Here is a 13027-nt window from a genome sequence, read left to right on the forward strand (position 1 = left end):
CCCGTGTTCCGCATCACCAAGGAATTCCACTTCTCCGCCTCGCATCAGCTCTCGCACCTGCCCGCCGATCACCAGTGCGCGCGGCTGCACGGGCACAACTATATCGTCGTCGTCGAGCTTGCGGCTGCAGAGCTCAACGCGGACGGCTTCGTGCGCGATTATCACGAGCTTGCGCCGCTGAAGCGTTACATCGACGAACGGTTCGATCACCGGCATCTGAACGAGGTGCTCGGTCATAACAGGGTGACGTCGGAATATCTCGCCAAGCACTTCTATGACTGGTGCAAGGCGATCCTGCCGGAGACGTCGGCCGTTCGGGTCAGCGAGACGCCGAAGACCTGGGCGGAGTATCGGCCATGAGCGCCGATCACAAGATCCGCGTCAGCGAGATCTTCGGGCCGACGATCCAGGGCGAGGGCGTGCTGATCGGTCTGCCGACGGTTTTCGTGCGCACAGGTGGCTGCGATTACCGCTGTTCGTGGTGCGATACGCTGCATGCCGTCGACAGCGAATATCGCGATCAATGGACGCCGATGTCGGTGGAGGAGATCTGGGCCGAGGTCGTTTCGCTCTCGGGCGGGCAGCCGCTCACCGTCTCGCTCTCCGGCGGCAATCCGGCGATCCAGCCGCTGGGGCCGCTGATTGCACGCGGACATGCGGAGGGTTATCGGTTCGCGCTGGAGACGCAGGGCAGTGTCGCCAGGGATTGGTTTACCGATCTCGACACACTGGTCTTGAGCCCGAAGCCGCCGTCGAGCGGCATGGAGACGGATTGGGGGCAGTTCGAGGACTGTCTGGCGCGGGCCGCCGGCGGGCCTGAGGTCGCGCTTAAGATCGTGGTGTTCGATGAGCGGGATTATCGCTATGCGCGGGAGGTTGCCGGGCGCTATCCGGATTTGCCGGTTTATCTGCAGCCGGGCAACCACACGCCGCCACCTGCCGATGACGATGATGCCAGGATCGATATCGATGGGATCATGGATCGGATGTTGTGGCTGGTCGGGAAGGTGACCGAGGATCGGTGGTTCGAGGCCAGGGTGTTGCCGCAGCTGCATGTGTTGTTGTGGGGGAATCGGCGGGGGGTGTGAGTGGGTGGTGGGGAGTGCACTTAGGCTCGGTTTTGCCGTGTGTTACCCCCCTCTGTCCTGCCGGACATCTCCCCCACAAGGGGGGAGATTGGCTGGGGGGAGCCGCTCGCTCCAACCTTTATTGTTTGGCGTAAACCTCACCACTTGCCGATCTCCCCCCTTGTGGGGGAGATGCCCGGCAGGGCAGAGGGGGGTATGGCTGGTCGCAGCGGCTAACGACGTCTCAAGGCAACGCGCCTCAAACCCACCCCAACAATTCCCGCCGCACCACCTTCTCCAGCACGCGCATCCCATCGTCGCTGTCGTTCAGACACGGAATATGCGCGAACTTCTCGCCGCCGTTCTCGTGGAACGAATGCGCCGCCTGCTCGGCGATTTCTTCCAGCGTCTCCAGACAGTCGGAGACGAAGCCGGGGTTCAGGACGGCGATCTTTTTCACGCCGTCCTTGGCGAGTTGCTCCACCGTCTTGTCGGTGTAGGGCTGCAGCCATTCTTCCGGGCCGAAGCGGGACTGGAAGGTGACCATGAACTGGTCCTTGGAGAGACCGAGCTTTTCGCGCAGCAGGCGGCCGGTCTTCTGGCACTGGCAGTAATAGGGGTCGCCCTTCTTGAAGTAGGACATGGGGATGCCGTGGAAGGAGGCGATGATCTTTTCCGGTTGCCAGTCCAGCGTCGACAGATGTTTCGTGATCGAGTTGGCCAACGCCTCGATGTAGGTGTCGTCGTCGTGATAATCGGGCACGGTGCGCAGCGCCGGCTGCCAGCGCATCTTCAACAGGTGCTGGAAAGCCTTGTCGTTGACGGTCGCGGTGGTGGCGGCGGCATATTGCGGATAGAGCGGGAAAAGCACGATGCGGTCGCAGCCGTCGTCCTTCAGCGCCTGGATGCGCGAGGCGATAGAGGGGGTGCCGTAGCGCATGGCCCAGTCGACCTTGACGTTCTGCAAATCCTTCAGCCGCTCGGCCATCAGGTCCGACTGGCTGCGCGTGTAGGTGCGCAGGTAGCTCTCGTCCTTTTCCTTGTTCCAGATCAGCTCGTAAGCCTTGCCGACCTTGCCGGGGCGGGTGTTCAGGACGATGCCGAAGAGGATCGGATACCACTTCCAGGGCGACCATTCGATGACGCGCTTGTCGGTGAGGAACTCCTTGAGATAGCGGCGCATCGAGGTGTAGTCGGTGCCGTCAGGGGTGCCGAGATTGACGAGCAGGACGCCCACCTTGCCATAGTTCACCTTCGGGTGTGCCGACGGATGGTGCGTGGTATCAACGGTCGTCATTCAAACCTCAGTTCTGCTGCTCAGCCGCTCATACGCGGACGAGATCGAATGGTTCACCCTATAGGAACAAAAGCCGGCCCGGGAAACCCCGGACCGGCTCACATCATTGGGACAAATCGTCATACTTTATTGCGTCCAGCCGCAAGGCTTACTTGGACGGGATCTGCAGCTCCTTGCCAACAGTCAGATGGCGCGGGGTCGGCTTGCCGTTGGCCTCGGAGATCTTCTTCCAGAGCGTACCGTCGCCATAGAACTGCTTGGCGAGATCCCACAGCGTGTCACCCGATGCGATGACGTGGGTGGTCGGCGTGTTCGGGGCGAGAGCCGCAGGGGCTTCCGTGGCCGGTGCCGTTGCCGCCGGAGCGGCGGGAGCGGGCGTTGCTTCAGGTGTGGCCGGTGCCGGCGTTGCTGCCGGTGCGGTTGCTGCCGGTGCCGTCGTCTCAGATGCGGTCGGTGCAGGTGCCGTAGCCGAAGAGGCGACCTCGGTCACGCGTCCATCGGTGTATGGCTTGTAGGGCGAGTGGGCCGCGAGGAAATCGGCGGTGACGTCGGCGAGATCGGGGCCGAAGTCATAGGCATTCTTGCCTGCTGTTGCGAAGATCGAATAGCCGTCGCCGCCAGCGCGCATGTAGTTGTTGGTGACCACGCCGTAGGTCTTGGCATCATCAAGCGCCACGAAGGCGTCGCCGTCCTTGACCTCGACGGAGACAACGCGGCTGCCTGGCGGCTTCGACTTGTCGAAGCTGTACTTCATTCCCGCCACCTGCGGGAAGCGGCCGGCGCCTTCCTCGATCTTGCCGAGGCCGTTTTCCAGCGCTGCGCGGATATCGGCGCCTGTCAGCTGGAAGGTGGCAAGCGTGTTCTGGAAGGGGAGCACGGTGATGACTTCGCCCTGGGTGACATCGCCACCGTCGATCGACGAGCGCAGGCCGCCGCCGTTCTGGATGGCGATCTGCATGCCTTGGCTCTTGCCGCGATCGAGCATGGCGTCGGCGACGAGGTTGCCCATCGAGCATTCCTCGACGCGGCAGACCTTGCGGTCGCCTTCGATCGGGCCCTCGGAGGAGCCGATGACCTTCTTGCGCAGGTCCTCGATCGGCTTGGCGAGCTCGGTGATGCGGGCGGCGATCTGGGGATCGGGCGTGAACGAGCTGTCGATCAGGATCGGATCGCCCTTGGCTTCCTTGACGACGCCGTTGTCGTCGAAGGTGATCACGACATCGCCGAGATACTTGCTGTAGGAGGCGGCGGTGACGACGGGGACCTTATAGCCACCGGGATTGTCGACCATGGTCGGGTAGGGGCCTTCGGCCTTCGGATCGGTGTTCGACAGAAGCGTGTGCGAGTGGCCGCCGACGACGACATCGACATCCGGGATCCTGGCGATATCCGATAGGTCCCTGGTGTAGCCGACATGCGTCAGCGCGATGATCTTGTTGACGCCATCGGCCTTGAGCTTGGCGGCTTCCTTGGTAATCGCCGCGACATCGTCGGTGAACTTTACGTTCGGGCCGGGAGAGGCGAGCTCCGGGGTTTCGGTGGTGACGACGCCGATGATGCCGATCTTCTGGCCGCCGATCTCGAGCACGACCGAGGGTTCCGGCTTCTTCTTGATCGTCGAGGCGTCGGAGATCTCGACATTGGCGGCGGTGACGGGGAAGGCGACCTTGTCCATGAACGGCGCCAGCGCCTTTTCGCCGTCGTCGAATTCATGGTTGCCGAGCGTCATGGCGTCGAACTTGATGGCGTTGACCATCTCCAGTTCGGCGGTGCCCTTGTATGTCGAATAGAACAGCGAGCCCTGGAAATTGTCGCCGGCGTTCAGCGTCAGCACGTTCTGGCCGGCCAATGCGGCGCGGCGCTGGTCGATCGCGGTCTTCAGGCGGGCGGCGCCGCCGAAGCATTCCTTCTTGCTCTCTTCCTCGGCCGAGCAGGTGGAATCGAACTTGTTGATCGCCTCGATGCGCGAATGGAAATCGTTGATGTGCAAAATATTGAGCTGGTAATCGGCAAAGGCGGCGCTGCTCGACAGCGCCAATACGGACGCTGTCAGCAGACCGAATTGAAACGATTTCGTCATCCTGTTCTCCTGGTTTTATCGGCGACGCTCGAACCTGATCCGGTTTGCCGGATACCAGTCCCCCAAGCCCCGCCGTCCCTACACGGTCGATATTTCCATCAACCCTTAGTGGCCACAAGAGAAAAACCTGTGACAGCGCGGGTGCATTCCAAGAGCGGTAAACAAAAAAAGCTCCCGCGAGGGGAGCTTTTCCGATCGACCATACAAGGCGACTTACATGTGGCGGTTGAGGCTGAACTGCGAGCCGCTGTCGGAGGTGCAGTTGAGCTGGCTCTGGGTGACCAGCGCGCAGTTGACCTTGGACTGCGTTTTGCGCACCAGCGAGGTCATGTTGATCTCGACCAGCGTCGGCGACGTGTTGATGTAGGTGCCGGATGCCAGCATCTGGTTGGTGTCGGTCGTGCGCGTCGTGAACGTGCCGGCCTGGAAGGTGGAGATGATGCCGTTCGGATCCGACCAGGAGCCTTCCACGCCTGTCTGCGCCGGAGCGGCGGCAACGGGCATCGGACGCGGGGACTGCGGAACGCAGGCCGAAAGGGCCGCCAAAGCACTCGCGATCACGAGGAGGGTTTTGAGTCTCATAAGATTCTCCCGGAAGTTCAGACCGAAAAACATAACGCTTGGTTAACGAACACATGGCGCGAGCGTTCCGGGAAGGCAAGGCTTCTTGCGCGCGTCAGGGCATTTATACAGCAGGCGTTACAAAAATGCCCGCCTTGCGGCGGGCATCTGGTGATCTCGGTCTCGTTTCTATCAGCGAACGAGGATGTTCTTGAACTGCCAAGGATCCTTGGTGTCGATGTCCTCGGGGAAGAGGCCCGGGCGGCCATCGAGCGGGGTCCAGTCGGTGTAGTGACCTTCGACCGGGCCGAGGTAGGGCAGCTGTACTTCGAGGCAGCGCTTGTAGTCGATCTCGTCGGCTTCGACGATGCCGGCCTTCGGATTTTCAAGCGCGTAGACCATGCCGGCCAGAACCGCCGAGGTGACCTGCAGGCCCGTGGCGTTCTGGTAAGGCGCGATGCGGCGGGTCTCTTCGAGCGACAGGCGCGAGCCGAACCAGTAGGCGTTCTTCTCGTGGCCGTAGAGCAGCACGCCGAGTTCGTCGACGCCGTCTACGAGTTCATGCTCGTCGAGAACGTGGTGAACCGGCTGCGCGGTGCCGCCGTTGCCGAACATCTCATGCAGCGACAGAACGGCGTCGTTGGCCGGATGATAGGCGTAGTGGCAGGTCGGGCGGAAGGTCACTTCGCCGTCCTTGTCGCGCACCGTGAAGTAATCGGCGATCGAGATGGACTCGTTGTGGGTGACGAGGAAGCCGTACTGCGGGCCGGGCGTCGGGCACCAGGTGCGAACGCGGGTGTTGGCGCCCGGCTGCTCGAGGTAGATGGCGGCCTGGCAGCCCTTCTTGTGCTTCTTGGCGTTCTTCGGCATCCAGTTTTCGTGGGTGCCCCAGCCGAGTTCGGCCGGCTGCAGGCCTTCGGAAATGAAGCCTTCGACGGACCAGGTATTCCAGAAGACGTTGAGCGGCTTCGGGTTCTTGGTGAGCTGCGTGTCGCGCTCAGCGATGTGGACGCCCTTGACGCCGAGCTTCTTCATCAGCTTGGCCCAGCCTTCGCGGTCATGCTGATCCGGCTCGTCGAACTTCAGGCCGGTGTCGTTTGCGAGGTTGACCAGCGCCTGCTTGACGAACCAGGAAACCATGCCCGGGTTTGCGCCGCAGGTGGAAACGGCGGTGGCGCCACCAGGGTTCTTGGCCTTTTCCTTGCGAACGGTTTCGCGCAGCGCATAGTTGGTGCGGTCGGCGTTCTTCATGGACTTGTCGAAGTAGAAGCCGAGCCACGGCTCGACGACGGTGTCGATGTAGAGAACGTCGAGCTTGCGGCAGAGCTTCATCAGGTCCAGCGAGCCGGTATCAACCGAGAGGTTGACGCAGAAGCCCTGGCCTTCGCCTTCGGTCAGAAGCGGCTTCAGCAGGTCCTTGTAGTTGTCCTTGGTCACATATTCCTTGATGTGACGGACGCCGTGCTGCTTGAGGATCTCCATGTCGGAGGGCTCTTCACGCGGGTCGATGACGACCATCCGGCTCTTGTCGAACTTGAAGTGGCGCTCGATCAGGGGCAGCGTGCCGCGGCCAATGGAGCCAAAGCCGATCATGACGATCGGGCCGGTAATTTCGGCATATACCGGGTGGTTCTGTTCCGTCATTCTTTTCTCCTATGGAAGGCGACGAAGGCGAGAAGCCTCTAAGAATTCATTTGAAATCGTTCAAATACCGCTAGGTGACCGGCTCTAATCACAAAATCACGTCACAATAAAGAGCGTTCCGGCCGGGAATGTAAATATCAGGTGAAGCGATCATTGCTTGCAAGCGCGTGCAATTTCGCCGCCAGTTCCCGCTTCTGCAGGCTCAGTCCCTTGTAGGCCGCCTGGTGCTCGTCGAGGCTTTCGAGCTGCGCGGCGAAGCTTGCCGCCAGGCTTTGCGCCTGCGGGTGATGGGCAATAGCGGAGATCGGATCGACGTAGACGCGGATCGTGAAGAGGATATCGCCAGACCGCGGGAGCTTGCGCAGCGTCTGGCGCTCGACGCGGGCGAAGCGATCGGCCAGCGTGAACGGCTCGGCCTGCGGCGGGCGGCGGTGCTTGGAGAGCGGCAGGAAGAGATCGCTCGACGTGTTGACCGACCAGTTCAGCCGCTCGACCGGTTGAGAAACCTGCAGATTGTCGAAGATGCGGTGGATGAGGGTGGCGTTGCGCGTGCCCTCGCCGAAGCCCGGCACATCCGCATGGATCTGATGCATCGGCCGGCCGAATTTTTCGCGCAGCGACCACGAGGAGGGGAAGGCGACGAAGCCGGCCACGAGATGCCAGTCGTCTTCCTTGCGGCGCATGATGACGAGGTCGTCCTGGATCATCAGGCCGGCGCGGAGCAGCGGCGGGAGATCGCTGCCAGTGTCTGGGAAGTCGGCACAGAGGTTGGGGTGGCGCTCGCGCAGGTGTTGTCGAAGCAGGTCGAGCGATTCCTGCTGTGCGTCCAATGTGTCGGCTTCGGCGACGAAGACGTCGTCGCGAGTGCTCTCGACCAGCGCACGCTTTTCGCCGACATAGCGGTCCCAATCGGCATCGGGCTCGATCCAGCGGTCGGGATCGAGCGGCATCAGGCCGATGGTGAAGGGCTTGGCCGAGCCGTCATAGGGCGTGTAGGTCGGTGGCGTCATTGTCAGCAAAGTGCCGATTTGCTAGCCTGCTGGCAATAGGTGACGAGAGGCCGGGCGATGGCTGATGACGACGAACTGGCGGCATCTATCGACGCCGCAATCTTGGCCGCCGATCGCGGTGAGTTCATTTCCAACGAGGCGATGTGTGCCTGGTTGTCGTCCTGGGGAACCGAGAACGAACTTCCGCCGCCAGAGGTCGATATCCGGAAAGCGCCTCGATCACGCAGAGATCAAAAGCCTCAGGGCTAGCGCTCTGGCGTTTCCTTCTCCTTCCAAAACCTCCAGCCCGGCATCCTCCCTCGTGAACCAAGGCGTCGCATTCCGGAACAACCAAATAGTGCAATTGCGCCGAAACCATCCATCTTCTTTTCAGATTTCTGCGTCAAACTGCGAATCATCTTATATCCACGCCCCGGAACCATCGGATGAACCAGATATCGGAGCGGCTTGCGGAATTGCAGGAGGACAGTTCCGTCCTGATCGCGCTTTATGATCAGGACGATCGTCTGCGCTATGCAAACCCGGCCTTTCGCACGACCTTTGCCTTGGAGCCCGAGGAATGCCCGCTATGGGCCGACTTGATGCGGCGCAATACGCGCAGCGGCAAGGGCACAATCATCCGAACCTCCGATTTCGAGACCTGGCTGGTCTCGGCGCAATCGCGGCGCGGCAAGCTGCCGTTTCGCGCCTTCGAGACGGATGTGGTCGATGGGCGCTGGCTGTGGATGACGGAGACCGTTCAGAAGGACGGCTGGATGCTCTGCATCGCCAGCGACATCACGCATCTGAAGGCCAGCGAGCGGGATGTCAGGCAGGATCGCGACTTCGCGCTGAAGGCCTCACAGACGGACGAGCTCACCAGCGTCTCCAACCGCCGCTTCATGATGGCGGCGCTCGACAGTCTCGCCAACGGGCATGCCGCGCCGCGGCCCATGGGAGGCTGCATCTGCATCATCGACCTCGATTTTTTCAAGCGCATCAACGATCTCTACGGCCATCAGACAGGCGACGACGTGCTGGTCGATTTCGCCCGGCGGGTGCATCCCCTCGTGCGCCGGCGCGACAGTTTCGGGCGGATCGGTGGGGAGGAATTCATGCTGATCCTGCCGGATACGACCCTGGCGCAAGGTGAGCTGATCATCGAGCGGATTTTGACGACGGTGCGCGGCGCGCGGCCGATTCAGAATGCGCCGAGTTTCTCCTACACCTGCTCGGCCGGGCTTGCGGAACTGCACCCGGGCGATACCGCGCGCGAGCTTTATGCGCGGGCCGACGAGGCGCTCTATCATGCCAAGCAGGGCGGGCGGGATCGGTTGCGGATCGTTGCTTAAAGCACGATCTTTGCCGGGATCAACCCGCGCAGCGAATTGCCGACGTAGAGCTTTCCGGTCTTCAGATCATCGCGGGTGATGTGGCCGACGCGGGCTTTGCGTTGGCAGATCAGCTCTGTGCGCAGCACGCCCGCGAGCAGGCCGCAGGAGATCGGCGGCGTGCGCAGCAGGCCCGAGCCGTCGTCGAGGAAGATCGAGGTGATCGTGCCCTCGCAGGCCTCGTCGCGCTCGTTCAGCATCAGCACTTCGTCGGCGTCTGCAGAGGTATATTCGGCGCGCGCGGCCTCGTAGACGGAGCGGCGCGTGGTCTTGATGCGGAGCAGCTTGTCGGCGGAGTCGAGCCGCTGATCGGCGATGCGGATGGTCCAGATGGTGTCGGGCGCGAGCGGCGTGAAGGGGGCGGTGGTGACGTCGATATTCGCGTTCTCATCTAGGGTCAGCCGGACGCGCTGGGGCGTGGTGGCGCCGGCGACGGCTTGCTGCAATCTTTCGAGCGCACCCACCGGCTGGGGAAAGCCGATGCGGCGGGCGGAGCGGGTGAGGCGGGCGAGATGCAGGCGCAGGCGGATGAAGCCGGTGTCGGGCTCGTAGCGCAGGGTTTCGATCAGCGAGAAATCGGCCATGGTCAGACGCTCCCCGTTCCTGCGATCGGCTGGTCGCCGATGGCGAAGCGGGCCTTCAAGAGGCACTCCTCATATTCGGCTTGCGCCGTGGAATCGATGACGATGCCGCCGCCGACATTGAAGACGGCGCGGCCGTCATCAAAGAGGGTGAGCGTGCGGATGGCGACGGAGAAGCGCATGGCGCCCGAGGGTGCGATCATGCCGATGGCGCCGCAATAGACGTCGCGCGGGCCATCTTCCAACTCGTGCAGGATCGTCATGGCGCTGATCTTCGGCGCGCCTGTTATCGAGCCGCAGGGGAAGAGGGCGGCGAGGATGTCGCGGATTTCGAGCTCGGGCAGGAGCTTTGCCTGCACGTGGCTCACCATCTGGTGCACCGTGGGATAAGTCTCGATGTCGAAGAGTTTGGGGACGTCGAGCGTGCCGACCTCAGTGATGCGCGAGATATCGTTGCGCAGGAGGTCGACGATCATGCGGTTTTCGGCCTGCGTCTTGATGTCGGCGAGCATGGCTTGCTTGATCGCCTCGTCCTCGGCGGGGGTAGCGCCGCGTCTTGCCGTCCCCTTCATCGGATGCGTCTCGATCCAGCCTTCCTCGTCTGTGCGGAAGAAGAGCTCCGGCGAGCGCGACAGGATCACAGGGCCGCCGAGATCGACCAGCGCGCCGTATTTCACCGGCTGTCGTTCGATTAGCGACCAGAAGGCGGCACTGACATCGCCGGACCAGCGGGCCGTAATCGGCATGGTGAGGTTTGCCTGGTAGCAATCGCCCTGCATGAGGTGGTGGTGCAGGCGGTCGAAGCGGTTCTTGTAGGTCGCGAAGTCCCATGCGGCTTTCGGCGCCGTCAGGAACTCTTCGTTTTCGAGGCGCTGCGTGGGCTGGGCGAGCGAGTGGTCGTCCGGTTGCGGGTGGTCGAAGATGCCGAAGCACAGCAGCGGGGTTTCGCGGTTCTCGATGGCGAAATCGGCGAGCTTGTCTTCGAAGAGGTGGCCTGCTTCATAAGCGATGTAGCCGGCGAGCCACTTGCCGGACTTTTTCGCCTCCTCCATGCGGGCAAGGCCTGTAAAGACCTCGGCGCGGGTGTGGGCGACGATGATCTCGGCCGGGTCGGCAAAGAGCATGACCTGGCCGGATGTGTCGTCGCGGAAGAGGATGTGGGGGGCGGCCATCAGGATGCTCCCTCATTCCTGTGCTTGTCACAGGAATCCAGCATGCCCAAGTCCTTGGGCATGGGAGATGCCATAACGCGAAGAAAGAGTTTTCTCACGGCGCGGACGCGCCGTGGCTGGATTCCTGTGACAAGCACAGGAATGAGGGAGAGTGAGGGGCTGCTGGGCGGTCTATCAGTCATCTTGGTGCATTCGCTCAAGGCGTCGCTTGCGCTCCGCCCCCTCATCGCCTCGCTACGCTCCGGCACTTCTCCCCGTCGGGGAGAAGAGACCTGTGGCGGCGTAACGCCCCTCTCTTGTGTCCGTAGAAGCGCGCTACTGGCGCTTTTATCCACCTCAGCCCTTATCTAGCGCTTCCAGCTCGTCGATCAGCCCCTCGATCATCGACAAACCCTTGCTCCAGAACGACGGATCGGTGGCGTCGAGGCCGAAGGGCTTGAGGAGTTCGGAGTGATGCTTGGTGCCGCCCGCCTTCAGGAGTTCGAAATACTTGTCCTGGAAGCCCTGATCCGCCTTCTGGTAGACGGCGTAGAGCGAGTTTACCAGGCAGTCGCCGAAGGCATAAGCGTAGACGTAGAAGGGCGAGTGGATGAAGTGGGGGATGTAGGTCCAGTAGGTCTCGTAGCCCTCGGAGATCTTGATCGCCGGGCCGAGGCTTTCGGCCTGGACGGACAGCCACAATTCGCCGATCTGCTCGGCCGTCAGCTCGCCTTCCTTGCGCGCGGTGTGAACCTTGCGCTCGAATTCGTAGAAGGCGATCTGGCGCACGACCGTGTTGATCATGTCCTCGACCTTCTGGGCAAGCATGGCCTTGCGCTCGCGCTTGTCCTTGGTCTTGTCGAGAAGGGCGCGGAAGGTCAGCATTTCGCCGAAGACGGAGGCGGTTTCGGCAAGCGTCAGCGGCGTCTGGCACATCAGCGCGCCCTGGTCGCCGGCCAGCACCTGGTGCACGCCGTGGCCGAGCTCATGGGCGAGCGTCATCACGTCGCGCGGCTTGCCGAGATAGTTGACGAGCACGTAGGGATGGGCGGAGGGAACAGTCGGGTGCGCGAAGGCGCCCGGCGCCTTGCCGGGGCGAACCGGCGCGTCGATCCATTCCTCATCGAAGAAGCGCTTGGCGATCGCGGCCATCTCGGGGGCGAAATTGCCGTAGGCGGAGAGCACCGTGTCCTTGGCCTCGGTCCAGGAGATGACGGCATTGGAGGTTTCCGGAAGCGGCGCGTTGCGGTCCCAGAACTCCATCTGATCCATTCCGAGCCACTTCGCCTTCATCGTGTAATAGCGGTGCGACAGACGCGGATAGGCGTCGCGGACGGCGGCTGCCAGCGCATCGACCACTTCGCGCTCGACGCGGTTGGCGAGGTGTCTTGAATCGGCGATGTCCTCGAAGCCGCGCCAGCGGTCGGAAATGTCCTTGTCCTTGGCGAGCGTGTTGGTGATCAGCGTGAAGATGCGCAGATTGTCCTTGAAGGTCTTAGCGAGCGCCATGGCGCCCTTGCGGCGCACTTCAGGGTCGCGGTCCTGCAGCATGTTCAGCGTCACCTCGATCGACAGCATCTCGCCATCCACCTCGAAGTGCAGCTCGGCCATGGTCTCGTCGAACAGGCGGTTGAAGGCGGCGGCAGAAGTCATCGACTTCTCGAGGAAGAGCTGCTCCAGCTTATCGTCGAGCTGGTAGGGCTTGTCCTTGCGCAGATCGACCAGCCAAGGGCGGTAGTGGCCGGCATCGGGGTCGTTGGCCATGCAGGCGTCGATCACGGCGTCGTCGATGCGGTTGAGCTCGAGCGTGAAGAACAGCAGGTGGCCGGAGAAATCGGTGATCTTCGCCTGCACGTCGCCGTAAAGCTTGCCGTTGGCCGGGCTCGACGTGTCGGAGAAATAGGTGAGGCCGGCGAACGAGCCGAGGCGGCCGATGATGTCGTCGAGCGCTTCATATTCCTTCAGCGCCTGGCCGATGCCGTCTGCGCCCTTCTTGTTCGCGGCGTCCGAGAGCTTGCCCTTCCACTTGGCTTCGAAGGCAAGAGAATCCTTTTCGGCCTTCGCCATGTCGGCCTTGAAGGCGTCGGAGGTGGCGGAAGGATAGAGGTCCTGAAGCTTCCAGGTCGGGAGGTCGCCGAGTTCGATCGCCTTCGCGGAACCGGCATTGCTTACCGAAAAGTTGTATTCGGCGCCGAAGAGCGGGTTTTTCATAAGCGGGATCCTCTTCCTATTTTACGACAGGTCTGACTGTCTAAGCGCCCAAAGC

General features: G+C 62.3%; 12 protein-coding genes and 1 pseudogene. 4 read left to right on the forward strand and 9 right to left on the reverse strand.

The window, feature by feature from the left end; translation table 11 throughout:
• Window positions 1-3 precede the first annotated feature (3 nt).
• Both queD and queE read left to right on the forward strand, forming a co-directional pair.
• On the forward strand, window positions 4-360 hold the full coding sequence (gene queD / locus QTL96_RS26190) for a 6-carboxytetrahydropterin synthase QueD (RefSeq protein ID WP_112981591.1): 357 nt from the start codon (window positions 4-6) through the stop codon (window positions 358-360).
• On the forward strand, window positions 357-1088 hold the full coding sequence (gene queE, locus QTL96_RS26195; RefSeq protein ID WP_289729772.1) for a 7-carboxy-7-deazaguanine synthase QueE: 732 nt from the start codon (window positions 357-359) through the stop codon (window positions 1086-1088). Before queD ends, queE begins: the two co-directional genes overlap by 4 nt.
• A 41-nt stretch (window positions 1089-1129) precedes the next feature.
• On the opposite strand, the pseudogene QTL96_RS26200 reads toward queE, so the two are convergent.
• The 6 genes and pseudogenes from QTL96_RS26200 to QTL96_RS26225 all read right to left on the reverse strand — a co-directional run.
• Window positions 1130-1285, reverse strand: a pseudogene (locus tag QTL96_RS26200) (riboflavin biosynthesis protein RibD); the annotation flags it as partial.
• Window positions 1286-1326: 41 nt separating this feature from the next.
• The gene (gene hemH, locus QTL96_RS26205) at window positions 1327-2364 is read right to left on the reverse strand and encodes a ferrochelatase (RefSeq protein ID WP_289729773.1); all 1038 of its coding nucleotides are present in this window, start codon (window positions 2362-2364) and stop codon (window positions 1327-1329) included.
• A 148-nt stretch (window positions 2365-2512) separates the two neighbouring features.
• Window positions 2513-4444: a 5'-nucleotidase C-terminal domain-containing protein gene (locus QTL96_RS26210; RefSeq protein WP_289729774.1), complete on the reverse strand. Its 1932-nt coding sequence runs from the start codon at window positions 4442-4444 to the stop codon at window positions 2513-2515.
• Between the two features lie 213 nt (window positions 4445-4657).
• Window positions 4658-5026, reverse strand: coding sequence for an outer membrane lipoprotein Omp10 (gene omp10, locus QTL96_RS26215; protein ID WP_289729775.1), 369 nt, complete (start codon window positions 5024-5026; stop codon window positions 4658-4660).
• A 171-nt stretch (window positions 5027-5197) separates the two neighbouring features.
• Window positions 5198-6649 (reverse strand): homospermidine synthase, encoded by a 1452-nt coding sequence (locus QTL96_RS26220; protein WP_112981595.1) that lies wholly within the window; start codon window positions 6647-6649, stop codon window positions 5198-5200.
• Between the two features lie 137 nt (window positions 6650-6786).
• Window positions 6787-7659, reverse strand: coding sequence for a DUF3445 domain-containing protein (locus QTL96_RS26225; RefSeq protein ID WP_289729776.1), 873 nt, complete (start codon window positions 7657-7659; stop codon window positions 6787-6789).
• Window positions 7660-7716: 57 nt separating this feature from the next.
• Between QTL96_RS26225 and QTL96_RS26230 the strand changes: the two genes are divergently transcribed.
• Complete coding sequence (locus tag QTL96_RS26230; RefSeq protein WP_289729777.1) at window positions 7717-7908, forward strand: hypothetical protein; 192 nt, start codon at window positions 7717-7719, stop codon at window positions 7906-7908.
• Between the two features lie 176 nt (window positions 7909-8084).
• Complete coding sequence (locus tag QTL96_RS26235; protein WP_289729778.1) at window positions 8085-8990, forward strand: sensor domain-containing diguanylate cyclase; 906 nt, start codon at window positions 8085-8087, stop codon at window positions 8988-8990.
• Here the strand turns inward: QTL96_RS26235 and QTL96_RS26240 are convergent.
• From QTL96_RS26240 to QTL96_RS26250, 3 genes are all read right to left on the reverse strand, one after another.
• Window positions 8987-9613, reverse strand: a complete 627-nt coding sequence (locus QTL96_RS26240) for an aminotransferase class IV family protein (protein WP_289729779.1) — start codon at window positions 9611-9613, stop codon at window positions 8987-8989. The genes QTL96_RS26235 and QTL96_RS26240 overlap by 4 nt on opposite strands.
• 2 nt (window positions 9614-9615) lie before the next feature.
• A complete protein-coding gene (locus tag QTL96_RS26245) occupies window positions 9616-10782 on the reverse strand; it encodes an aminodeoxychorismate synthase component I (RefSeq protein WP_289729780.1) in 1167 nt (388 codons plus the stop codon).
• A 336-nt stretch (window positions 10783-11118) separates the two neighbouring features.
• Window positions 11119-12972 carry a M3 family oligoendopeptidase gene (locus tag QTL96_RS26250; RefSeq protein WP_289729781.1) on the reverse strand — a complete coding sequence of 618 codons (1854 nt, stop codon included), beginning with the start codon at window positions 12970-12972 and terminating at the stop codon, window positions 11119-11121.
• Between the last annotated feature and the right edge of the window lie 55 nt (window positions 12973-13027).

The sequence above is a fragment of the Rhizobium sp. S163 genome (assembly GCF_030380805.1).
Taxonomy (GTDB): domain Bacteria; phylum Pseudomonadota; class Alphaproteobacteria; order Rhizobiales; family Rhizobiaceae; genus Rhizobium.

Bases quoted from the DNA above. Each gene is read 5' to 3' on its own strand.
- queE (WP_289729772.1), top strand. From the start codon at position 357: ATGAGCGCCGATCACAAGATCCGCGTCAGCGAGATCTTCGGGCCGACG.
- hemH (WP_289729773.1), bottom strand. From the start codon at position 2,364: ATGACGACCGTTGATACCACGCACCATCCGTCGGCACACCCGAAGGTG.
- QTL96_RS26210 (WP_289729774.1), bottom strand. From the start codon at position 4,444: ATGACGAAATCGTTTCAATTCGGTCTGCTGACAGCGTCCGTATTGGCG.
- omp10 (WP_289729775.1), bottom strand. From the start codon at position 5,026: ATGAGACTCAAAACCCTCCTCGTGATCGCGAGTGCTTTGGCGGCCCTT.
- QTL96_RS26220 (WP_112981595.1), bottom strand. From the start codon at position 6,649: ATGACGGAACAGAACCACCCGGTATATGCCGAAATTACCGGCCCGATC.
- QTL96_RS26225 (WP_289729776.1), bottom strand. From the start codon at position 7,659: ATGACGCCACCGACCTACACGCCCTATGACGGCTCGGCCAAGCCCTTC.
- QTL96_RS26230 (WP_289729777.1), top strand. From the start codon at position 7,717: ATGGCTGATGACGACGAACTGGCGGCATCTATCGACGCCGCAATCTTG.
- QTL96_RS26235 (WP_289729778.1), top strand. From the start codon at position 8,085: ATGAACCAGATATCGGAGCGGCTTGCGGAATTGCAGGAGGACAGTTCC.
- QTL96_RS26240 (WP_289729779.1), bottom strand. From the start codon at position 9,613: ATGGCCGATTTCTCGCTGATCGAAACCCTGCGCTACGAGCCCGACACC.
- QTL96_RS26245 (WP_289729780.1), bottom strand. From the start codon at position 10,782: ATGGCCGCCCCCCACATCCTCTTCCGCGACGACACATCCGGCCAGGTC.
- QTL96_RS26250 (WP_289729781.1), bottom strand. From the start codon at position 12,972: ATGAAAAACCCGCTCTTCGGCGCCGAATACAACTTTTCGGTAAGCAAT.